This window comes from Alteripontixanthobacter muriae (assembly GCF_013336795.1).
GTDB lineage: Bacteria > Pseudomonadota > Alphaproteobacteria > Sphingomonadales > Sphingomonadaceae > Pseudopontixanthobacter > Pseudopontixanthobacter muriae.
Window position 1 is genome coordinate 49,963 of the sequence record NZ_JAAFZT010000023.1, and the last position, 21,346, is coordinate 71,308.

The window sequence follows — 21,346 nt, forward strand, 5'->3', positions numbered from 1 at the left end:
CCGTGAGTGTCAGAAATTCGGCGATTATCCGCCGGAAAGCGCGGCCCTTAACGCCAGCATCGCGAATCGTCAACACAAGATGGGGGCAGAGCGCCCGCTTTCAAGGCGCGCTATGGCTTGCGTGCCGCCGTGATCGGACACAGCTACTTCTGACATTGAGGGCAGAACCAACTGCTACGGCCGCCCTGAACGATTCGTCTGATAGTGCCCTCGCAACGGTGGCAGGGTTCGCCCTCGCGGCCGTAAACGTCGAAGCGGGTAGCGAAATAGCCGAGCTGTCCATCGGGACGGGCATAGTCGCGCAAAGTTGAACCGCCGTCCGCTATCGACTGATGCAGCACGTCCCGGATGGCCGGCACCAGCCTTGCGAAGGCCGCGCGGCTGACTTTCCCCGCCTGCCTGCGCGGACTGATGCCGCTGCGAAACAACGCCTCGCACACATAGATATTGCCGAGCCCCGCCACGATCCGCTGATCCAGGAGCACGCCCTTGATCGCCGTCTTGCGCCCTCGCGTTGCTGCGTGCAGGTGGCCGGGCGTAAGCAACTCGCCCAGCGGTTCGGGACCCATCGCAGCGAACGGTGGCCAGGCATCCAGAATCGCGCGGTCCACCAGATCGACCGAACCGAATCGCCGCGCATCGTTGAGCGCGAAAATGTGGTCATCTGTATGCAGCACCAGATGATCGTGCCTATCGGGACGTTCGGGGTCGATCCGCCAGCGCCCGCTCATGCCCAGATGGAAGATCAGCGTGCGACCGCGATCGGTATGCAGCAGCCCGTATTTCGCGCGCCGATCGAGGCCGGTGACCACCGCGCCGGTCATCGCCTGCATCAGGTCGGCGGGAAAGGGCCGGCGCAGATCTGGCCGATTGACGACGACGCGGGTGAGGCGTTCGCCTTCCAGATAGCGGGCGAGCCCGCGCACGGTGGTTTCGACTTCGGGAAGTTCGGGCATGGTGGCCTTTGCGGGTTTCGGCCACGCCTTTAACACCCTTTGCGCCTCGCACAATTGTCCCTATGGCACGGCCATGAACGGTGAAGAGAACAGCCGCGTTTCCTTCGGATACGAAGATGTCGATCCGGCGGAGAAGACGCGGCGCGTCGGTGCGGTATTTTCCGGAGTGGCGGCAAAATACGACATCATGAACGATGCCATGTCGGGCGGCATGCACCGGCTGTGGAAGGACCGCTTCGTGCGCCGGGTGAAACCGCAGCCGGGCGAGGCGATTCTCGACATGGCGGGCGGCACGGGCGACATCGCCTTCCGCATGGCGGCGCGCGGCGCCGATGTGACCGTATCCGACATCAACCAGGAAATGCTGGATGTCGGCATGGAGCGAGCGGCGCGGAAGGCATCTGGCGGAGGCATGGATTCGCTGGTGTGGTCGCGTCAGAATGCCGAGGAACTGTCCTTCGCGTCGCGCAGCTTCGATGCGTATACTATCGCCTTCGGCATCAGGAACGTGACGCGGATCGATAGCGCCCTTGCCGAAGCGCATCGGGTGCTGAAGTTCGGCGGGCGGTTCTTCTGCCTCGAGTTCTCGACCACCGAATGGCCGGGCTTCAAGGAAGCCTACGATCTCTATTCGCACCAGCTTGTGCCGCGCATCGGCAAGGTCATAGCGGGCGATGCCGAAAGCTATCGTTATCTCGTCGAGTCGATCCGCCGCTTTCCGACCATGCCGCAGTTCGAGCAGATGATCCGGGATGCAGGGTTCGTGCGGACACGGGTCGAACCGATCATGGGCGGGTTGGTCGCCATTCATTCCGGCTGGAAGACCTGAATTAGGTGGCAAGAACCGCAACACATATCTGGCGCCTGCTGAGTTGGGGCCGCACCCTGGCACGCCACGGCGCCCTGCGCGGTATCGAGGCCGACCCGAACACGCCACCGCAGGTCCGCCGGCTGACCCGCATCGCCCGCTTCGGCACGCGCCAGCCGCGGCGGCCGGACTATGCCGGGGCTTTCCGCGCCATCGGTCCCGCCGCGATCAAACTGGGCCAGACGCTGGCGACGAGGCCCGATATCGTCGGCGAGGAAGCGGCGCATAATCTGCTCAGCCTGCAGGACAGCTTGCCGCCGGTCGCCTTCGAACAGATCCGCATGGCGATCGAGGCGAGCTTCGACGCGCCGCTGGAGGCTCTTTTCAGTTCCATCGATCCCGTGCCGGTGGGTGCGGCCAGCATCGCTCAGGTGCATCGCGCGGTGACGACAGACGGGCGCGATGTTGCGGTCAAGGTGCTGAGGCCCGGCATACGCGAACAATTCGCCCGCGACATCGTGACCTATGAATGGGCGGCGGCGCATCTGGAAGGATTGGGCGGGGAAGCCGCGCGGCTGCGTCCGGCGCTCACCATCGCCAATTTCAAGCGCTGGACCCATCGCGAACTCGACCTGCGGCGCGAGGCTGCATCGGCCAGCGAATTGGCGGAATCGATGCATGCGGTGGCCGGATACAAGGTGCCGCAGATCGATTGGGACCGTACCAACGGCAGGGTCCTGACCCTGGAATGGGTGGATGGCATCAAGATCGCCAATCGCGATGCGCTGATTGCAGCCGGACACGATCTGCCCGACCTTGCCCGGCGGCTGGTGCTGGCCTTTCTGGCCCAGGCCATCAGCGCCGGTTACTTTCACGCCGACATGCACCAGGGCAATCTGTTCGTGCGCGGCGACGGTACGATCGTCGCCATCGATTTCGGCATCATGGGCCGGATCGACCGGCGCGCGCGGCAGTGGCTGGCGGAGATCCTCTATGGCCTGACCACAGGCGATTATCGCCGGGTAGCGGAAATCCATTTCGAGGCGCAGTATGTGCCGAGCTACCACTCGGTCGATGAATTCGCGACGGCATTGCGCGCCGTGGGCGAGCCCATGCGCGGCAAGCCGGTCAGCGAACTCAGCGTCGGGCAGATGCTGGACGGATTGTTCGCCATCACCCGCGATTTCGACATGCAGACCCAGCCGCATTTGCTGCTGCTGCAGAAGACGATGGTGATGGTCGAAGGCATCGCAACCCAGCTCGATCCCGAGATCAACATGTGGGACGTATCCGCGCCCTTCGTTCGCGAATGGATCCGCGACGAACTGGGGCCGGAAGCCGCACTGGCTCAGCGCATCCGCGCCGATGTCACCACCCTGCTCGGCCTTCCGGATCTCGTGCGGCGGGTGGAGGAACGCTTCCCACCACGCGGCGGCGCGCCCGAACAGCCGCCATTGCCCGACGTCGAACTGGTTTGGGAGCGGCGGCGTAGAGACGCAGGTTCCGGTAGCAATTGGTTCGGTTATGCCGTCGCCGCAGCAATCGGCGGCGGGGCTGTAGCCCTGGCCGCCGTGCTGGGCATCACATTTTAGCGGCCAAGCTGGCGGTTCAACCCGCCGGCGAAAGCCTGATGCGGCAGCATGCGATAGGCTGCAAGACACAGCGCCACGGCCAGTGCTTCAACTAGCATCGGTGCCCAGAAGCCATCATAGGGCTCGACCGCAATGGCATTGATCGCCCGGCCGACGAAGGCGATGGCGAACAAAGCCGCCGATATCAGCAGGGGATCGCCCTTGCGCCGCCATGCGCCCCAGATCATGCACGCGCCCGCAACGATGAAGAAGGCCGTCATGTCGGCGCGGATCGTAGCCAGCCCTTCGACACCTGAGGTCGCAAGCCCGAAATCCTCCGCCGAACTGGCGGGCGTGAGCAGGAAACCGATGCCGAGGAACACGAAGAACAGGCCGGCGACGAACAGCAGGGCAGTGAGTATAAGGCGCATCGAAGTCTCCAGAAGCAGAAGCGCCTTCATGCCCGATGCGCGCATGGGAAGCAAAAATTAACCAGCGCTTGGCAAGGGGTAGGGGGAAACGCTAGGTATTCTGGCATCGAGATTGGGTAATGAGCAGGGCGCGCCGTGCGGGGGCGCGAATTCTGCGGTTCGGGAAGGGGGGACATGAGGTTGATCGTATCTTGCCTGACGAACCGGCCTGCCTGCCAGATTTCCGCCCTTTGCTCCAAAGGATCGCAATGATGGACGAGCTGCGTATCCTGCTGGTCGTAGGTGGAGGCATCGCCGCCTATAAGTCCTGCGAATTGGTGCGCCTGATCCGCAAGGGTGCGGAAAGCGCCGGCGGCACGGTGCGCGGCAACGTGACCTGCGTGCTGACCGAGGGCGGCAGCCAGTTCGTCACGCCGATGGCGCTGGCCGCGCTCAGCGAAAATCCGGTTCATACCACCTTGTGGGATCTGAAGGACGAGGTCGAGATGGGCCACATCCAGCTCAGCCGCCAGGCCGATCTCGTCGTCGTATGCCCTGCCACGGCCAATATGCTGGCCAAGATGACGGCAGGCATTGCCGACGATCTCGCGACTACCCTGATCCTCGCCACCGACAAGCCGGTCATGGCCGTGCCCGCGATGAATGTGCGGATGTGGAACCACGAGGCAACGCAGCGCAATGTCGCGTGGCTGCGGCAGGCGGGCGTGCACGTCGTGGAGCCGGACATCGGCGCCATGGCCTGCGGCGAGTTCGGCCCCGGACGCCTGCCGGAACCGGCGGCGGTGTGGGCAGAGATCGCTGCCATGTTCGGGCTGGAAACGGAAGAACAGGCACCTGCTGTCGCCGAAGTGCCGGTTCCCGCCGACAGGAAGGCTTTCTTGACGACGGACGACCTCGCGAGCGAGGCGCTGGAGCCGGAAGCCGAGACAGAAACCCGCAGCGGGGGGCTCGGCGGATTGCTGTCATCGCTGATCGCCCGCAAGACACCGCGCCGCCTCGCCGAGCGCGAAGATGACGATTATCCCGACGATCATGAACAGGCGGACGAGGACCATTGGCCCGGGCCTGAGGAGCATGATCAAGTCGAACTTCCGGAACCGGACCTTACCGGGCCTCTGCTGGCGGGGAAGGGCGCGGCACGATCGGCACCGCCGACCGACCCCGATGCGATCAATCACAGCGTGTCGACAGGAGCGGGGCAGGCGCGGCCGCAGCCCCTGAACATGTCCATGGATGCGGCGGTCACGGCTGCTCTGTCGCCCGCGACGCAAGCTGATCCGCTGGACGGCCAACCGGCGTTCGAAACCGATCCCGAGCACCGCCCGCTTTATGGCCGGCATGTACTGGTCACCGCCGGGCCGACCTGGGAGGCTATCGATCCGGTACGCTATATCGCCAATCGGTCTAGCGGTCGGCAGGGTTTCGCGATCGCCGCCGCGGCTGCCGATGCGGGCGCACGGGTAACGCTTGTCGCAGGCCCGGTGGCCTTGCCCACGCCGCACGGAGTGGACAGGATCGACGTGGAGTCGGCTCGCGACATGGCCGATGCGGTGAAGGCGTCGCTTCCCGCCGAAATCGCCGTGATGGTGGCAGCGGTGGCCGATTGGCGCAGCCGCGATGTGGCCGAGCAGAAGATGAAGAAGCGCGGTTCTGCGCCTCCGGCGATCATGCTGACGGAAAATCCCGACATTCTTTCCAGCGTAGCTGGCAGTGCGAACAAGCCGCCGCTGCTGGTCGGCTTTGCCGCCGAAACGCAGGACGTGCTCGAAAACGCCGTCGCCAAGCGCAAGCGCAAGGGCGCGGACTGGATCATTGCCAATGACGTGTCCGGTGCGGTGGGCGAGAGCGTGATGGGCGGGGCGATGAACGCAGTGCATATCGTGACCGAACACGGGGTGGAAAGCCTTGACGAAATGCCAAAGGAAGACGTCGCTTTCGAACTGGTCGAGCGGATGGCCGACTGGCTCAAGAACCGCGAATCGCATGGCGATTACGATGCCTGACCCGGTTTCCATCAAGCTCGTGCGTCTGCCTCATGCCGGGGGATTGCCGCTGCCCGCCTATGCCACGGCGGGTGCTGCCGGCATGGACGTCGTGTCGGCCGAAGATATCGTGCTGGGCGTCAGGCAGCGCCATGCGGTGGCAACCGGGTTGCGCTTGGCGATCCCGCATGGCTACGAGATACAGGTGCGGCCAAGGTCAGGCCTGGCGTTGAAGCACGGCATTACGGTGCCGAACAGTCCGGGAACTATCGATTCCGACTACCGGGGCGAGTTGAAGATCATTCTGATCAATCACGGTGACGAGGACTTCAAAATCATGCGCGGTGATCGTATCGCGCAGCTGGTCGTAGCCCCGGTAACGCAGGGCGCGTGGCATGAGGTCGACGCACTGGATGAAACCGACCGGGGTGAGCGGGGCTTCGGCTCGACCGGCGGCAGCGATGCGTTGCGCGATCAGGCCAGCTCCTAACGCTTAGCAAAAAGGCGGACCCGTTGCCGGGCCCGCCTTCCTTGGTGATCCTGTTGCGATCCGCTGTCAGTCGATGCGGCGAACCTTCTTTTCTTCAGGCGCGATGGAGATGCGCACCGTCTCGCCCGACTGCCCCGGAAAGTCGGTGAACATCGCGTCCACCAGGTTCGGCACCAGATATTGCAGCCGGTTCGATGTCGACACGGCCTCGGCCTCGCCTTCGAACAGGCGTTGGCCATCGACACGTCGGTCAATCTTCAAATCGATGCCGCTGGTGTAGACGGTGTAGCTGCGAATATCCGGCTGGCTGAAGAACGGATCGTAAAAGCCGTAGCCCCAACTGCGGCCGTAATAGCCAAGGCGCGACCTGTAGAAGGGCGACACCCGGCCGTAGCGGTACCAGGGCGAATAGAACGGATCGGCGAAACCGGTCGACCGGATGCGTTCACGCCCGTTGCTGACACCGTAATCGAAACGGACCAGCAGATCAGCATTTGCGGGATCGGCTTCCGTATAGCCAAGCCGCTGCATTTCAGCCTCGACATAATCGGCATAGAGCGCAAATTCGAGCCCGCCCTGCATCTCGGCATCGTCGGGAACAACGGCAAAGGTCGTGCCGGTGGGTGCCGGAAGCTGCGTGCGGAAACGCGAGACATCGGCGTTGAACGGAGTGGCGCAAGCAGCAAGCCCGGCCAGCATCAACGGTGCTGCTGCCAGTTTCAGGCGGCGACCCCATCGGAGCGCATTGTTGTTGGATGTGGTCGTCATGGAATATCCCCTATGAACAGGAGCCATCCCTGTTTCGGGTCAGGACAGCGCCGTAGCGGTTCTTCTATGAGACGAACCGTGAACCCAATTTGAATATAGAGCTTGCGCTTTGTTAAGAGCAAGTACCATGCCAGAAACGCTGCGACACCTTATGGGTTCCCCTGGCGAGGTCAGCCGCGCACGAGCCCGAGTGCTGAATAGGTCGCGGCCAGCGTAGGCTGCGCCAGCTCACGTGCACGCGCAGCACCGCGCGCCAGAATGGCATCGAGCGCCTCGCCATCGCCGATCAATTCGCGGAAACGGGCGTTGATCGGGACAAGGTGCTCCACCATGACTTCCGCAAGCGCGGGCTTGAAGGTGCCAAAGCCCTGTCCGCCGAACTGACGCAGCACCTCTGATGGCTCGCACCCGGCAAGGGCGGCGTAGATCGTCACAAGGTTGCGGGCCTCGGCGCGGTCCTCCAGCCCGGCCATTTCGGAGGGCAGGGGTTCGGCGTCTGTGCGGGCCTTCTTGATCTTGCGGGTGATGGTGTCGCCGTCATCGGTCAGATCGATCCGTGCCATTTCGGAAGGGTCGGACTTGCTCATCTTGGCGTTACCGTCACGCAGGCTCATGATGCGGGCGGCTTCGGGCGGGACGATCGGTTCGGGCAGAGTAAAGACGGCACTTCCATCCCCCTCGGGCGCGAAATCATTGTTGAACTTCTGCGCTATGTCGCGCGCCAATTCCAGATGCTGTTTCTGGTCGTCGCCCACCGGAACATGCGTTGCCTGGTACAGCAGCACGTCGGCCGCCTGCAGGACAGGATAGGTGAACAGCGCGACGCTGGCGCCTTCGCGGTTCTTGCCCGACTTGTCCTTGAACTGCGTCATGCGGTTCAGCCAGCCCATACGGGCCGTGCCGGTCAGCAGCCATTGCAGTTCCGCATGCTGCGGCACCTGTGCCTGGTTGAACAGGATGGAACGCACCGGATCGATCCCGCAAGCGACGAGGGCGGCCGCCATCTCCCGCGTACCGATCCGCAAGGTGGCGGGGTCGTGCGGCATCGAAATCGCGTGCAGATCGGCCAGGAAGAACAAGCACTGCCCATCATCCGCAATTTCGTCCTGCATTCGGACCCAGTTGCGGATTGCACCCAGATAATTGCCGAGATGCAGATTGCCCGTGGGCTGGATGCCGGAAACGACGCGCATTGGATTCCTCAGTCTGATATGTGAGAGCGTAGCCCGATCACTCGCTGATCGGGGTGTCGCCTGCCTTCTTCTTGTGGCGACGTAGCTGGGCAAGAAGGTCCTTGTCGATAGCGCCAATAGCGAAAGCCGTTCCGAAAAAGACAATCAGGCCTGACAGGATCAGCGCCGACAAGGACAGGACGCGTTCGAGCACGCTGCCACCGAAATAGGGGGCGAGCACGCCCATCATCAGCCACAGGACAGCCCCCATCGCGGCGGTGGCGACCAGCTGGCGCAGGATGCGGCTGCTCAGCTTCCAGCTCCAGTGGAACCAGCCGCGCATCTGCAGGATGAGATAGAGCGTCGCTACGTTCAGCGTGGCGGTGAATGCAGTCGCTCCGGCAAGGCCGACGATGCCGTAGCGCGGAACGACATAGAAATTGATCGCGATGTTCACGGCGAGGGCCGCGGCCGCGATCCACACCGGGGTCTTCGTATCCTCACGGCTGAAGAAGGCCGGCTGGAACACCTTGACCAGAACGTAGCTCGGCAAACCGATGACGAGCGCGACGGTGATGTTCGCCATGATGGCGACGTCCGCCGGCTCCATCTGGCCTTGCAGGAAGATGGCGGTCGTGAAGGCTTCGGCACAGACGGCCAGAGCCATCGCGCCGGGAAGCGTCAGTAGCAGAGCCATCTCTACCGCGTTCGATTGCAGGCGCTGCGCCTCGCGATTGTCGCCGGTCTGGATGTGCCGCGCCAGCATCGGCAGGATGGCGGTGCCGAGCGCGATGCCGATAATGCCGAGCGGCATCTGGTTCAACCGGTCGGCGAATTTGAGCAGGGTCAGCGACCCTTGCGGCAGGCTGGTGGCGAAGAAGGTATCGACGAACTGGCTGATCTGGTAGATGCCAGCACCAAAGGTGGCTGGCAGGATAAGGTAGGAAAGGCGCTTCACTTCCGGCGAGAGTTTCGGGCGCCGCATCACCAGCTTCACCCCGGCGCGCCGCGTTGCCCAGATCATGTAGGCAAGCTGCGCCACGCCCGCGACGAACAGGCCGAATGCCAGAGCATAGGCTGTAATGGCAAGGTCTTCGGTTCCGGAACGCAGCCAGTAACCGATCCCGATGGCGGCGATCAGGACTATGTTCAGCAACACGGGTACGAAAGCTCCCGGCGCGAATCGTGAGCGGGCGTTCAGCACGCCCGAGATCATCGCCACCAGGCTGACCAGCGCCAGGTAAGGAAAGGTGATCCGCGACAATGTCACGGACAGTTCGAACTTGCCCGGTACTTCCTGAAAGTCGCGCGCCAGCAACCAGACGAGCCCCGGCATGGCCACCATCGCCACTGCGGTGAAGCCCAGCAGCACCCAGATGAACACGGCCAGCACATCGTTGGTGAACTTCTGAGCCGCTTCCTCGCCACCTTCGTCCCCGTGCAGCGCGCGACTGTACATGGGGACGAAGGCGACGGAGAACGCCCCCTCGGCAAAGAGACGGCGGAATGTATTGGGAAGGATGAAGGCAATTTGCCATGCATCGGCAGCAGCGCCAGCGCCGAGCGCCCGCGCAAGCAGCATATCGCGCAGAAAGCCGAACACGCGGCTGAGCGCGGTCAGCCCCCCGATCGTGCCGACATTCTTGACCAGGCTCATCGGCGCTATTCCAGATTGATCTAACCGGCGAAGAAGGCCGGAAGAAGCTTAGTTGAACGCTTCGGGGCCGCCGGCTGCTTCCTGGCTGCGCTTCTGCTGAAGCTGCTGGATGTAGAGTCCGTTGAAGTCGATCGGCTCGAGCATCAGCGGCTGGAAGCCCGCATCGCGAGTAGCATCGGCGATCACCCGGCGGGCGAAGGGAAACAGGATGCGCGGCGCTTCGGCATAAAGGAAGGCATGCGCCTGATCTTCGGGCAGATTGCGCATGCCGACGAGGCCGCAATAGGACAGTTCGACAAGGTAGAAATTGCCGTTTTCGCCCTTGGCAGTGACGTTCACCTTCAGCTCGACCTCGTGCATTTCCTCGTTCACCTGATTGGCGCCGATGTTGAACTGCAGGTCTATGGCGGGCTGGTCGCGCCACTGGTAGGATGCAGGAGCGTTGGGGCTCTCGACCGAAAGATCCTTCACATATTGCGACACCATTCCGGCCACCGGCTGGTTGTCCGCTCCGTTTGCCTGGTCCATGCCAAGGTCGGCGAGCACGTCGTTTTCTTCTGCCATGTTACGATCTTTCCGTTTTCTCGAACCATCGCGCACCGTTGCCGGCGGCGGAGAGGCCGCCTTCAGGGCGGCACGATTGCCGGCGCGCCTAGCACCGTGCAGGCGGCGCTGCAATGCGGCCAGCTTGCTGAAATGCCGGGTTGGCCCGAATGAAGCACGAATTGGCTTCCCCACTGCACTCGGCGCGTTGTTCGATTGAATTCAGTCCCTATTTAGGGCAGGTTCGCCAGACAAGCGCGGATAAATGGGAAGTTCGGCAGGAAAGTGCCGGTGCGCGGACACCGGTGGAAAGCAGGTACGAAGTGATTTTACAGATCGTCATTCTCGCCATGATCGCGGCCTTTCTGGGCCTGCGGCTCTATTCGGTGCTCGGCCGCCGCGCGGAAGAGGAAGAGCATGTTCCCACGCGCCTCGAAGAAGCGAAACGAGTTCGATCCGACGTGCCGCCTGCCGACCGTACGATCGTGCAGGCCCGCCCGCAGCCGGTGCGTGCGCCCGAACTCGAAGGCGTGATGCCGGCAGTGGAAACCGGCGTCCGCAACATCGCCGCTGCTGATCGCAATTTCGACATCACCGGCTTCCTCGAAGGGGCAAAAGGCGCTTACGCCATGGTCCTCGAGGCATTCTGGAAAGGCGACAAGCCCACTTTGCGCGAACTGTGCGACGATGATGTTTACGACAGCTTCGCAAGCGCCATCGACGCGCGTGACCGGGCGGGTGAAGTGATGGACAACCGCCTCGTCCGGATCGAGGAAGCGAAGATTGATTCGGCCGAACTGGATGGCCGGATGGCGCGCATTGCCGTGCGCTTCGTGGCCGATATTGCCGCGGTCACGCGCGACAAGGAAGGCACTGTCATTGCCGGGTCGATGGATGACGCCATCGAGACACGCGATGTGTGGACCTTCATGCGCAATGTCGATGCCGCCGCGCCTGACTGGATACTCGACGAAACCGACGAAGGCTGAGCCTGAGACGATTAGCATGATGCGCATGCCGGCTTTCCGGACCTTCCTTTCGGGTGTCATGCTGCTGTTGCTGGCGGGGTGCTTTCGCATGGTGCCAGCAGGAGCTGCACCAGAGGTTGCGCCCCCCGCTCCCGTTGCGCCCCCCGATGTGCAGGTTCCGCTTCCCGCTGCAGCCAGCGTGGTTCGCGGCCCTGCCGTAGCCCAGCTTGGCATGACGGCGCAGGATGCCGCCACAGGCCTTCGTTCCTTTGGCGAATCCTGTCCCAAACTGCTGATACGGAACGACGGCAGCGGGCTGACCGAACGGTTGGACTGGCAGGCTGCTTGTGCCGCCGCCCTGAATTGGCCGGCAGCAGATGCGCCGCGGTTCTTTGAGACCTATTTCGACACGGCCCGCGTTGGCGACGGCACAGCCTTCGCGACCGGCTATTTCGAGCCCGAGATCCTCGGCAGCCGCGAACGGCGACCCGGCTATGACGTGCCGGTCTATCGGACGCCGCCCGAGCTGATTCGCGCATGGCCTGCCGATTATCCGGAAGCTGAGAAAACAGGCCGTCCGCCGCTTGGCCGTTATGATGAATTCGGCAACTTCGTGCCCTATTTCGAACGCGCAGCGATCGAGGAAGGCGCGCTGGCCGGGCGCGGTCTCGAAATCGCCTGGGTTGCTGACCCGATCGAATTCTTTTTCCTGCAGATACAGGGCTCCGGTCGCCTTCGCTTGCCGGATGGCGACGTGATGCGCATTGGCTATGCCGCGCAGAATGGCCGGGAATATGCGGGACTCGGTTCGATCATGCGTGAACGCGGCCTGCTGGGAGACGGTCCCGGGCAATATGCCGGAAGCATGCAGGGCATCGTACAGTATCTGCGCGAAAATCCTGAAGAAGGGCGCGCGATGATGCGCCTCAACAAGAGCTGGATATTCTTCCGCGAGTTGAAGGGAGACGGACCGCTCGGCGCGCTGGAGGTGCCGGTCAGGCGCGAATCGAGCGTTGCTGCCGATCCCGCCTATGTGCCGCTTGGTGCGCCTGTCTGGCTGATGCTGGATCGGCCTGTGGCGAACGGGTTGTGGATTGCGCAGGACACGGGCGGCGCGATCAAGGGCGCCAATCGTTTCGACACTTTCTGGGGTGCAGGTGCCGATGCGCGCGAAATTGCCGGCGGAATGAGTGCGCGCGGTCAGGCGCTTCTGCTGCTGCCGAAGGAAACGGTTGCCCGCCTGACCCGGCCATGAGGCCTCCGCGGGGGCTGAGCGCCGAAGAACAGGCGGCCTGGGCGCATCTGGCCGCGAGCGTCGCGCCGCTGCCGGGCCGGAAGCGCCCCGCACGGATCGAGACACAGCCGGAAACTGCCACGCGTGAGGCCAAGAAGGCGGGAGCCAAGGCGCCGCCGGTCTTCCGCAAACAAAGCCGACCAGTCCCCCGGCCTGTCGCGTCACCACCGCAGCAGCAAGCCGAACCGACTGCGCGACGCCTGCCCAAGCCCGACACTGGGCTCGACTCTCATTGGAACCGCAAGCTTCAGGCGGGCAGTATCTCGCCCGACTTCACTCTCGATCTGCACGGGCATGGCCTCGATTCCGCTTACGAGCGGCTTGAGACTGGCATAGGTCAGGCGCGGTCAATGAGCGCGCGGCTGGTTCTGGTCGTGACCGGAAAACCTCGCCCAGTCGACGCGGCCGACCGGGGTATGAAGCGCGGTGCCATTCGCGCGAAGATCCTCGACTGGCTGGCCGCAGGACCGCACGCAGGCAGCATCGCCGCCATAAGAAAAGCGCACCGCCGCCACGGGGGCGACGGCGCGCTCTACCTGATCCTGCGCCGGGGGGGATGACGGGGATCAGGGTTTACCCTGCTGTTCCAATCAAGCTGCTTCGGCGATCTGTTCGGCAGGTTCGGTGCGGATGATGTAATCGAAGGCTGACAAGGCCGCCTTGGACCCTTCGCCCATCGCGACGATGATCTGCTTGTAGGGGACGGTGGTTACATCGCCCGCCGCGAATATGCCCGGCAGATTGGTCGCCGCGCGGTCGTCGATCACGATTTCGCCATGCTTCGACAGTTCGATCCCGCTGTCCTTCAGCCATTCGGTATTGGGAACAAGCCCGATCTGCACGAACACGCCGGCGAGATCGACGGTGCGTTCCTCACCTGTTTCGCGATGCTTCCAGACGAGGCCGGTGACGCGTTCGCCATCGCCCCTGATCTCCGTCGTCTGGGCGGAGGTCAAGATGTCGACATTACCAAGGCTGCGCAGCTTCTTCTGCAGAACTTCATCGGCCCGCAGCTTGCTGTCAAATTCGACCAGCGTCACATGCTCGACGATATTGGCAAGATCGATGGCGGCTTCCACCCCCGAATTGCCGCCGCCGATCACGGCTACGCTCTTGCCTTTGAACAAGGGGCCGTCGCAATGCGGGCAATACGCGACACCGCGGCTGCGGTATTCGAATTCGCCGGGCACGCCCAGATTGCGCCAGCGTGCGCCTGTCGTCAGCACGAGGCTGCGCGCCTTCAGCGACGCGCCGTTCTCCAGCACCACTTCGTGCATTCCACCGGCCGACCTGGCGGGGATGAGCTTTTCCGCCTTCTGCAAATTCATCACGTCGATATCGTATTCGCGGATGTGGCCTTCCAGCTGAGCAGCCAGCTTCGGCCCCTCGGTATATGGCGTGGAGATGAAGTTCTCGATCCCCATGGTGTCGAGCACCTGCCCGCCCATGCGTTCGGCAGCGATCCCGGTCGAGAAGCCCTTGCGCGCGGTATAGATTGCCGCTGCCGCACCGGCAGGCCCGCCCCCGACCACGAGGACTTCGAAATCGTCCTTCTCGGACATCTTAGCCGCAGAACGGGCCGAGGCGTTGCCGTCCAGCTTGGCGAGAATCTCCTCCACGCCCATCTTGCCATTCGCGAAAGGTTCGCCGTTCAGGAAAATGGCCGGAACCGCCATGACATTGCGGGCTTCCACCTCGTCCTTATGCGCGCCGCCTTCGATCAGGGTCGCGTTGATCTTGCTGTTGGTCAGCGCCATCAGCGTCAGTGCCTGAACGACATCGGGGCAATTGTGGCAGGACAGCGAGAAATACATCTCGAAATCGTATTCGCCTTCGAGTTCCGCGACCTGGTCAAGTACTTCCTGCTCGACCTTGGGCGGATGGCCGCCTGCCCAGAGCAGGGCGAGCACCAGTGAGGTGAATTCGTGGCCCATCGGCAGGCCTGCGAAGCGGACCCACTTCCCGGCATCCGAGGCGCGGCGGATGATGAAGCTGGGCTTGCGCGCGTCTTCACCGTCGAAGCTGGCGGAAACGTGTTCGTGCAGTTCCGCGATTTCGTTCAGCAGGTCGCGAGTCTTCACCGAATTGGCATCGTCGCCGAGACTGGCGACAAGCTCGATCGGCTCGCGCAGATTGCCCAGATAGGTCTTGAGCTGTTGCTTCATATCAGCGTCGAGCATGAAATATTCTCCGTCGGAATTCTTGTTCGCAGCCTGTGCGCGGCCAATATGCTGGCATCGCGCGGGCTGCAGAGGCAAATTGGGCCCGGGGCGGGGTCTCCGTCCCGGGCCCTGTCATGTACCCGTCAGGGCAACAGCTGCTGATCAGAGCTTGCCCACGAGGTCGAGCGAGGGAGCCAGCGTGTCGCTGCCTTCTTCCCATGCTGCCGGGCAGACCTGGCCGGGGTTGGCGCGCACATATTGCGCAGCCTTGATCTTGCGGACCAGTTCCTTGGCATTGCGGCCGACGCCTTCGCTGGTGATTTCCAGAATCTGGATCACGCCATCGGGGTCGACGACGAAGGTAGCGCGGTCGGCAAGGCCCTGGCCTTCGCGCAGGACTTCAAAATTGTTCGCGATGGTGTGGTTCTGGTCGCCGAGCATCGGGAAGCGGATCTTGCCGATCTTCTCGCTGCTTTCGTGCCATGCCTTGTGGCTGAAATGCGTGTCGGTGGATACGGAATAGACTTCCACGCCCATGCCTTTCAGCGTTTCGTACTGTGCGGCCAGATCTTCCAGTTCCGTCGGGCATACGAAGGTGAAGTCGGCGGGGTAGAAGAAGAAGACGGCCCAATTGCCGCGCACGTCGCCGTCGGTGACTTCGACGAAATCGCCCTTGCCGGCGGCGCCGCTGCTGTCGGGCTTGAATGCTTGTGCGACGAAGGGTTTCAGTTCCTTACCGATCATGGTGGCCATAAATATCATCTCCAAAATTGCGACCCGCCCGGGATCGGACAGGCATCATGTTGCGAGTGCGAGATAAGATGGCCGACGCCGGATTTGAAATAGACAATTCCGATGGATGCAATCGGATTTAAGCGTCATCCGACGCTGAACGATTTAGCGGCTCGATTGTTTATACTGGTTTATCGCGCGAAAAAACGCACCGCCGCCATATGGCCACGGTGCGCTCTTCGGGTTCGCCGGTGAGGGCAGGCGATCAGTTCAGATCGTAACGATCCGCATTCATCACCTGTGTCCAGGCGTTCACGAAATCCTTCACGAATTTCGCCTCGTGGCCGTTCTCGGCATAGACTTCCGAGATTGCCCGCAGTTGCGAATTGGATCCGAAGACGAGATCGGTCCGCGTCGCCGTCCAGCGGTTCTCCTCCGTGCGGCGATCGAAGCCGACGAACTTCTCGTCCCCGCTCTCGTCCACCACTTTCCAGGCGGTATTCATGTCGAGCAGATTGACGAAGAAGTCGTTCGTCAGCTGACCCTTGCGCTTGGTCAACACGCCTTCTTCGCTGCCGCCGTAATTGGCACCCAGCACGCGCAGGCCGCCGACCAGCGCCGTCATCTGCGGAGCGCTGAGGCCGAGCAGTTGCGCCCGATCGATCAGCAGTTCCTCCGTGGCGACGCTGTGCTTGGTGCTCAGATAATTGCGGAAGCCGTCTGCCTTCGGCTCCAGAACATCGAAGCTTTCCGCATCGGTCTGTTCGGCACTTGCGTCAGTCCGGCCTGGAGCGAAGGGAACGGAGACGTCGTGCCCGGCGTCGCTCGCGGCCTTCTCGATCGCCGCATTGCCGCCCAGGACGACGAGATCGGCAAGCGAAACCCTCTTGCCGCCGCTGGCCGCGCTGTCGAAATCGCTCTTGATGCCTTCCAGCACGTCCAGCACGCGGGACAGTTCCTGCGGCTCGTTCACTTCCCAGCCCTTCTGCGGGGCCAGACGAATGCGCGCACCGTTGGCTCCGCCGCGATGGTCCGAACCGCGCCAGGTAGAAGCGGAGGCCCAGGCCGTCTTCACCAGGTCAGCCACTGAAAGGCCGGAAGACAGCAACTTCGCCTTGAGACCCGCTACGTCGCTAGCATCGATCGGCGCGTAATCCGCCGCCGGAATGGGATCCTGCCAGATCAGATCTTCCGCCGGTACATCGGGGCCGAGATAGCGTACTTTCGGGCCCATATCGCGGTGGCACAGCTTGAACCAGGCGCGGGCGAAAGCATCGGCGAATTCGTCCGGATTGTCGCGGAAGCGCTTGGAAATCTCCAGATATTTGGGGTCGACCTTCATCGCCATGTCGGCGGTGGTCATCATGGTTGGCACCTTTCTGGATGAATCATGCGCGTCGGGCGCCATGTCCTCTTCCTTCTGGTTGATCGGCTGCCACTGCTTCGCGCCCGCCGGGCTGGTCACCAGTTCATATTCGTAATCCAGCAGCAGGTGAAAATAATCCATGTCCCACTGGATGGGGGTGGAGGTCCAGGCACCTTCCAGGCCGCTGGTGATGGCATGGCCGCCATGCCCGTCGCCATGTTCGCTGACCCAGCCGAAACCCTGCGTGGCGATGTCGGACCCTTCGGGTTCCGCGCCCACCAGTTCGGCAGGGCCTGCGCCATGGCACTTGCCGAAGGTGTGCCCGCCGGCAGTCAGCGCCACGGTTTCCTCGTCATTCATGCCCATGCGCGCGAAGGTTTCGCGAATGTCGCGGCCCGACGCAGCGGGGTCTGGTTCGCCGCCGGGGCCTTCGGGATTTACATAGATGAGGCCCATCTGAATCGCGGCCAGCGGATTTTCGAGGATCTTTTCTTCCGAAATACGCGTGTCGCTGAGCCACTCTTCCTCGGTGCCCCAGTAAATGTCCTTCTCGGGCTCGAACACGTCGCGCCGCCCGCCGCCGAAGCCAAAGACCGGTCCGCCCATGCTTTCGATCGCGACATTGCCGGTGAGGATCATCAGATCCGCCCAGCTAAGCTTTGCGCCGTATTTCTGCTTGATCGGCCAGAGCAGGCGACGCGCCTTGTCGAGATTGGCATTGTCGGGCCAGCTGTTGAGCGGGGCGAAACGCTGCTGTCCGGCATTCGCGCCGCCGCGCCCGTCGCCGGTGCGATAGGTGCCGGCGCTGTGCCAGGCCATGCGGATGAAGAACGGCCCGTAATGGCCGTAATCCGCCGGCCACCAAGGCTGGCTGTCGGTCATCAGCGCATGCAGATCTTCCTTCACGGCAGCAAGGTCGAGGGACTTGAACGCTTCGGCATAATCGAAATCGTCGCCCATCGGGTCGCCGCTGATGCCTTTCTGATGCAGAATGTCGAGAGAGAGCTGGTTAGGCCACCAGTCGCGATTGCCGCGACCGGTCAATGTCGTACGGGTGGTGGAAAAGGGGCAACCGCCACCTGCCTGGGGATCAGCTTCGGCCATCTATTCTCTCCTCTTGCGATTTATTGCGGGCGCACAGGCAAGCGCACCCGGATCATTGTGCAAAAGGTACCAGCAACGCCGGAAAGCGCAAAATACAATGTTCCGATAAGTTCAAGCGGATTAATCAATAAGCGCGTTTCAATCGTTTCTTCCGATTGCCGTCAACCTCTCCAGACATCCGTCTAGTCAACCACACTGGGCCCGGTGCAGCAGCTTGTGATCGGCCAGAACCAGCGCCATCATCGCAGCGACCACGGGAACACCGCGAATGCCGACGCAGGGATCGTGCCTGCCCTTGGTGCGGATCTGGGTCGCGGCTCCATCGCTGTCGATTGTGTCTACTGGCGTCAGGATCGAACTGGTCGGCTTGAAAGCGACCCGCAGAGTTATCGGCTGGCCTGTCGAAATGCCTCCGGCGATGCCGCCAGCGTGATTGGCGGTGAATTGCGGCGTGCTACCATCTGCCGCCGGTCGCATCGGGTCGGCATTCTCTTCGCCGCTCAGGCGGGCCGCCTCGAACCCGTCGCCGATCTCGATGCCTTTCACCGCGTTGATGCCCATCATGGCAGCGGCAAGGTCGGCGTCCAGCTTGGCATAGACCGGCGCGCCCCATCCGGCTGGCACTCCATCGGCCATGCAGGCGACTACCGCGCCCAGCGACGATCCGCTCAGGCGCGCTTCATCCACGCGTTCCGCCCAGCGCGCGGCGGCATCGGCATCCGGGCACCAGAACGGATTGCGTGCGATTTCCTGCAGGTCGAAATTCGCGGGGTCGATAGCGTCGCCGCCGATTTCACTGACATAGGCGGTGATCGACACCTCCGGGATCACCAGCCGCGCGACCGCGCCCGCTGCCACGCGGGCGGCGGTTTCCCGTGCGGAACTGCGCCCGCCGCCGCGATAGTCGCGGAAGCCGTATTTCGCATCATAGGCGTAATCCGCATGGCCGGGCCTGTAGGCGCGGGCGACCTCGGAATAATCCCTGGAACGCTGATCCACATTCTCGATCATCAGGCTGATCGGCGTGCCGGTGGTGCGCCCTTCGAACACGCCTGACAGGATGCGGACCGCGTCAGGCTCCTTGCGCTGCGTGGTGAATTTCGACTGTCCCGGGCGGCGAGCATCCAGGAAAGGCTGGATCGTGCCCTCGTCTAGGTTGAGTCCCGGCGGGCACCCGTCGACCACCGCGCCCAGCGCCGGTCCATGACTTTCCCCCCAGGTGGAGAAGCGGAAGACCCGCCCGAATGTGTTCACGCTCATGGCCGCTATCCTTGCGCAAAGCGGTGGGCGCTGTCCACAAGCGGATGGATACGCAGCGCGATTTGGGCTGGACCGGCGGGCGCTTTGTCCGCAAGAACAAACCATGATTGCAAAGCTGAAAGGGCGGCTGGACGAAACCGGCGCGGACTGGGCCATCGTGGATGTCGGGGGTGTCGGCTATCTTGCGCATTGTTCCTCGCGGACCCTGTCGGCGCTGGGTGAAGTGGGCGAGGCCTGCACCCTGTACACGGATTTGCAGGTGAGCGAGACCGACATGCGCCTGCTGGGTTTCGCCCAGGCTGCGGAGCGGGACTGGTTTCGCCTTCTGACGGGTGTGCAGGGTGTGGGTTCGAAAGTCGCGCTCGCCATTCTGTCGGCGCTTACAGTTGCCGAGGTGCAGATGGCCTGCGCCAGCGGCGATGCGGCGATGATCGCCCGTTCGCAGGGAGTCGGACCCAAGCTGGCTGCGCGCATCGTCAATGAACTGAAGGACAAGGCCGGCGCCTTGCCGACGCTGCCCGGCCAGGCCGGTGCCGCGTCTCCGATCGGCGGGGCGGGCAGGGATGCGGTCTCCGCGCTCGAAAACCTGGGCTTCAAGCCGAACGTCGCGGCCAATGCCGTAGCCGCAGCGCAGGCAGAACTGGGCGAAGGCGCGGCGGAAGGCGAGCTCATCCGCGTGGCGCTGAAGCGGGCGGCGGGATAGGGCAGCGTTGATGGAGAACCCTGCTCTCACCCCCATGCGCCAGCCCGACGATCCCGATGCCGCGCTACGCCCGAAATCGCTTGGCGAATTCGTCGGGCAAGCGGCGGCACGGGAAAATCTGCGCGTGTTTATCGAAGCCGCCAAGTCACGAGGCGAAGCCATGGATCACGTGCTGTTCTTCGGTCCGCCGGGGCTGGGCAAGACCACTCTGGCGCAGATCGTGGCGCGGGAACTGGGTGCAGGCTTTCGCGCAACCAGCGGGCCAGTTATCGCGAAGGCAGGCGATCTTGCTGCGCTGCTCACCAATCTCGAACCGCACGATGTGTTGTTCATAGACGAGATCCACCGCCTGAATCCTGTGGTCGAGGAAGTTCTCTATCCCGCCATGGAGGACCGCGCGCTCGACATAATGATCGGTGAAGGGCCATCGGCCCGCAGCGTACGGATCGATCTTCCCCCTTTCACGCTGGTGGGCGCCACGACGCGGCAGGGTCTGCTGACGACTCCCTTGCGCGACCGTTTCGGCATTCCCGTGCGGCTCAACTTCTACACGGTCGAGGAACTGGAGAAGGTGGTCACGCGCGGCGCGGGGCTGCTCGGCATGGGCATCGATGCGGGCGGTGCGACGGAGATTGCGCGCCGTGCCCGTGGGACACCAAGGGTTGCGGGCCGGCTCATGCGGCGTGTGCGCGATTTCGCTGAAGTGGCGAAGGCGCCGATCGTCACCCGCAATGTTGCGGACGAGGCTCTGTCGCGGCTGGAGGTCGACAGGCTGGGTCTGGACGCCATGGACAGGCGTTATCTCACCATGATCGCCTCCATCTACAAGGGTGGGCCGGTCGGCGTTGAAACACTAGCCGCTGGCCTTTCCGAACCGCGAGACACGGTGGAGGAAGTGATCGAACCCTACCTCATCCAGTTGGGCCTGGTCGCCCGAACGGCCAGAGGACGATGCCTGAATGACTCGGGTTGGGCGCATCTGGAATTGACCCCGCCACGAAGTAGCTTGGGTAGCAATCAGGCCGGTTTGTTCGATGAGAGCGATTAGTTTTTGCTAAATCTATGCTGCAATTCGGTCTCATACTGGGACAAGGCCTGATGGACGCCAGCATTTTTACCAGAAATCCGGCTTCGGGGCCGCTTCAAATAGTTAATACGATTGCTCAAACAGGCCGCTTGTCGTTTCTGATGTGAATGGGAAAGCCTTTTTGCCGGACGCGCCGGCCGGAAGGCGCCCCGAAGTGAAATGGAAAGTGCATGACATGTCGGTAAAGACAGCCTTGGCAAAACTCTCCGCGACCGCGGCAGGCGGCGCGATGCTGGCGGGCGGCGCCGTCCATGTCGCCGAAAAGCCGATCACCGACAGGCCATCTTACAAA

19 protein-coding genes are annotated in these 21,346 nt (G+C 63.0%); 9 read left to right on the forward strand and 10 right to left on the reverse strand.

The genetic code is table 11. The annotated features are described in order from the left end of the window. Window positions 1-143: 143 nt before the first annotated feature. Window positions 144-956: a bifunctional DNA-formamidopyrimidine glycosylase/DNA-(apurinic or apyrimidinic site) lyase gene (gene mutM / locus G7A66_RS08550; RefSeq protein WP_174295274.1), complete on the reverse strand. Its 813-nt coding sequence runs from the start codon at window positions 954-956 to the stop codon at window positions 144-146. A gap of 73 nt (window positions 957-1,029) precedes the next feature. Between mutM and G7A66_RS08555 the strand changes: the two genes are divergently transcribed. Both G7A66_RS08555 and ubiB read left to right on the forward strand, forming a co-directional pair. Further along, a complete protein-coding gene (locus G7A66_RS08555) occupies window positions 1,030-1,785 on the forward strand; it encodes a class I SAM-dependent methyltransferase (protein ID WP_174295309.1) in 756 nt (251 codons plus the stop codon). Window positions 1,786-1,790: 5 nt separating this feature from the next. Further along, window positions 1,791-3,356: a 2-polyprenylphenol 6-hydroxylase gene (gene ubiB, locus G7A66_RS08560; protein WP_174295275.1), complete on the forward strand. Its 1,566-nt coding sequence runs from the start codon at window positions 1,791-1,793 to the stop codon at window positions 3,354-3,356. On the opposite strand, the gene G7A66_RS08565 is transcribed toward ubiB, so the two are convergent. Further along, window positions 3,353-3,811 carry a DUF4345 family protein gene (locus G7A66_RS08565; RefSeq protein WP_232366755.1) on the reverse strand — a complete coding sequence of 153 codons (459 nt, stop codon included), beginning with the start codon at window positions 3,809-3,811 and terminating at the stop codon, window positions 3,353-3,355. The genes ubiB and G7A66_RS08565 overlap by 4 nt on opposite strands. A 206-nt stretch (window positions 3,812-4,017) precedes the next feature. On the opposite strand from G7A66_RS08565, the gene G7A66_RS08570 reads away from it, so the two are divergent. Both G7A66_RS08570 and dut read left to right on the forward strand, forming a co-directional pair. After that, a complete protein-coding gene (locus G7A66_RS08570; RefSeq protein ID WP_174295312.1) occupies window positions 4,018-5,769 on the forward strand; it encodes a bifunctional phosphopantothenoylcysteine decarboxylase/phosphopantothenate synthase in 1,752 nt (583 codons plus the stop codon). After that, window positions 5,750-6,238 carry a dUTP diphosphatase gene (gene dut, locus G7A66_RS08575; protein WP_232366756.1) on the forward strand — a complete coding sequence of 163 codons (489 nt, stop codon included), beginning with the start codon at window positions 5,750-5,752 and terminating at the stop codon, window positions 6,236-6,238. The genes G7A66_RS08570 and dut overlap by 20 nt, the downstream gene beginning before the upstream one ends. 66 nt (window positions 6,239-6,304) lie before the next feature. Here dut and G7A66_RS08580 read toward each other — a convergent pair whose 3' ends face one another. The 4 genes from G7A66_RS08580 to secB all read right to left on the reverse strand — a co-directional run bounded on the left by G7A66_RS08580 (window position 6,305) and on the right by secB (window position 10,399). Next, window positions 6,305-7,006, reverse strand: a complete 702-nt coding sequence (locus G7A66_RS08580; protein WP_232366757.1) for a DUF4136 domain-containing protein — start codon at window positions 7,004-7,006, stop codon at window positions 6,305-6,307. Window positions 7,007-7,176: 170 nt separating this feature from the next. Then, entirely contained in the window at window positions 7,177-8,199 is a 1,023-nt protein-coding gene (gene trpS, locus G7A66_RS08585; protein WP_174295276.1) for a tryptophan--tRNA ligase, read from the reverse strand. A 37-nt stretch (window positions 8,200-8,236) separates the two neighbouring features. Next, complete coding sequence (gene murJ, locus G7A66_RS08590) at window positions 8,237-9,835, reverse strand: murein biosynthesis integral membrane protein MurJ (protein WP_174295277.1); 1,599 nt, start codon at window positions 9,833-9,835, stop codon at window positions 8,237-8,239. A 48-nt stretch (window positions 9,836-9,883) separates the two neighbouring features. After that, a complete protein-coding gene (gene secB, locus G7A66_RS08595; protein WP_174295278.1) occupies window positions 9,884-10,399 on the reverse strand; it encodes a protein-export chaperone SecB in 516 nt (171 codons plus the stop codon). Window positions 10,400-10,701: 302 nt separating this feature from the next. Between secB and G7A66_RS08600 the strand changes: the two genes are divergently transcribed. Genes G7A66_RS08600 through G7A66_RS08610 form a run of 3 tightly spaced genes read left to right on the forward strand, consistent with a single transcriptional unit; the run spans window position 10,702 to window position 13,200 of the window. Continuing rightward, a complete protein-coding gene (locus G7A66_RS08600) occupies window positions 10,702-11,367 on the forward strand; it encodes a Tim44/TimA family putative adaptor protein (RefSeq protein ID WP_174295279.1) in 666 nt (221 codons plus the stop codon). A 16-nt stretch (window positions 11,368-11,383) separates the two neighbouring features. Continuing rightward, window positions 11,384-12,601 carry a murein transglycosylase A gene (gene mltA, locus G7A66_RS08605; RefSeq protein ID WP_232366758.1) on the forward strand — a complete coding sequence of 406 codons (1,218 nt, stop codon included), beginning with the start codon at window positions 11,384-11,386 and terminating at the stop codon, window positions 12,599-12,601. After that, window positions 12,598-13,200 (forward strand): Smr/MutS family protein, encoded by a 603-nt coding sequence (locus G7A66_RS08610; protein ID WP_174295280.1) that lies wholly within the window; start codon window positions 12,598-12,600, stop codon window positions 13,198-13,200. The genes mltA and G7A66_RS08610 overlap by 4 nt, the downstream gene beginning before the upstream one ends. Before the next feature lie 30 nt (window positions 13,201-13,230). Here the strand turns inward: G7A66_RS08610 and ahpF are convergent, their stop codons facing one another. The 4 genes from ahpF to aroC form a co-directional block, all read right to left on the reverse strand. Next, window positions 13,231-14,820: an alkyl hydroperoxide reductase subunit F gene (gene ahpF / locus G7A66_RS08615; protein ID WP_174295281.1), complete on the reverse strand. Its 1,590-nt coding sequence runs from the start codon at window positions 14,818-14,820 to the stop codon at window positions 13,231-13,233. Between the two features lie 144 nt (window positions 14,821-14,964). Continuing rightward, window positions 14,965-15,546 carry an alkyl hydroperoxide reductase subunit C gene (ahpC, locus tag G7A66_RS08620; RefSeq protein WP_408609252.1) on the reverse strand — a complete coding sequence of 194 codons (582 nt, stop codon included), beginning with the start codon at window positions 15,544-15,546 and terminating at the stop codon, window positions 14,965-14,967. Window positions 15,547-15,799: 253 nt separating this feature from the next. After that, complete coding sequence (katG, locus tag G7A66_RS08625; RefSeq protein ID WP_174295283.1) at window positions 15,800-18,004, reverse strand: catalase/peroxidase HPI; 2,205 nt, start codon at window positions 18,002-18,004, stop codon at window positions 15,800-15,802. A 186-nt stretch (window positions 18,005-18,190) separates the two neighbouring features. After that, window positions 18,191-19,264, reverse strand: a complete 1,074-nt coding sequence (gene aroC, locus G7A66_RS08630; protein ID WP_174295284.1) for a chorismate synthase — start codon at window positions 19,262-19,264, stop codon at window positions 18,191-18,193. Between the two features lie 103 nt (window positions 19,265-19,367). Between aroC and ruvA the strand changes: the two genes are divergently transcribed. Both ruvA and ruvB read left to right on the forward strand, forming a co-directional pair. Beyond that, entirely contained in the window at window positions 19,368-19,967 is a 600-nt protein-coding gene (gene ruvA / locus G7A66_RS08635) for a Holliday junction branch migration protein RuvA (RefSeq protein WP_174295285.1), read from the forward strand. A 7-nt stretch (window positions 19,968-19,974) separates the two neighbouring features. Continuing rightward, window positions 19,975-21,015 (forward strand): Holliday junction branch migration DNA helicase RuvB, encoded by a 1,041-nt coding sequence (gene ruvB / locus G7A66_RS08640; RefSeq protein ID WP_174295286.1) that lies wholly within the window; start codon window positions 19,975-19,977, stop codon window positions 21,013-21,015. The last annotated feature ends 331 nt before the right edge of the window (window positions 21,016-21,346 follow it).

Bases quoted from the DNA above. Each gene is read 5' to 3' on its own strand.
- G7A66_RS08565 (WP_232366755.1), bottom strand. From the start codon at position 3,811: ATGCGCGCATCGGGCATGAAGGCGCTTCTGCTTCTGGAGACTTCGATG.
- G7A66_RS08570 (WP_174295312.1), top strand. From the start codon at position 4,018: ATGGACGAGCTGCGTATCCTGCTGGTCGTAGGTGGAGGCATCGCCGCC.
- trpS (WP_174295276.1), bottom strand. From the start codon at position 8,199: ATGCGCGTCGTTTCCGGCATCCAGCCCACGGGCAATCTGCATCTCGGC.
- ahpC (WP_408609252.1), bottom strand. From the start codon at position 15,546: ATGATCGGTAAGGAACTGAAACCCTTCGTCGCACAAGCATTCAAGCCC.
- katG (WP_174295283.1), bottom strand. From the start codon at position 18,004: ATGGCCGAAGCTGATCCCCAGGCAGGTGGCGGTTGCCCCTTTTCCACC.
- dut (WP_232366756.1), top strand. From the start codon at position 5,750: ATGGCGATTACGATGCCTGACCCGGTTTCCATCAAGCTCGTGCGTCTG.
- G7A66_RS08610 (WP_174295280.1), top strand. From the start codon at position 12,598: ATGAGGCCTCCGCGGGGGCTGAGCGCCGAAGAACAGGCGGCCTGGGCG.
- G7A66_RS08555 (WP_174295309.1), top strand. From the start codon at position 1,030: ATGAACGGTGAAGAGAACAGCCGCGTTTCCTTCGGATACGAAGATGTC.
- G7A66_RS08580 (WP_232366757.1), bottom strand. From the start codon at position 7,006: ATGACGACCACATCCAACAACAATGCGCTCCGATGGGGTCGCCGCCTG.
- mltA (WP_232366758.1), top strand. From the start codon at position 11,384: ATGATGCGCATGCCGGCTTTCCGGACCTTCCTTTCGGGTGTCATGCTG.
- murJ (WP_174295277.1), bottom strand. From the start codon at position 9,835: ATGAGCCTGGTCAAGAATGTCGGCACGATCGGGGGGCTGACCGCGCTC.
- secB (WP_174295278.1), bottom strand. From the start codon at position 10,399: ATGGCAGAAGAAAACGACGTGCTCGCCGACCTTGGCATGGACCAGGCA.
- ruvA (WP_174295285.1), top strand. From the start codon at position 19,368: ATGATTGCAAAGCTGAAAGGGCGGCTGGACGAAACCGGCGCGGACTGG.
- mutM (WP_174295274.1), bottom strand. From the start codon at position 956: ATGCCCGAACTTCCCGAAGTCGAAACCACCGTGCGCGGGCTCGCCCGC.
- ahpF (WP_174295281.1), bottom strand. From the start codon at position 14,820: ATGCTCGACGCTGATATGAAGCAACAGCTCAAGACCTATCTGGGCAAT.
- aroC (WP_174295284.1), bottom strand. From the start codon at position 19,264: ATGAGCGTGAACACATTCGGGCGGGTCTTCCGCTTCTCCACCTGGGGG.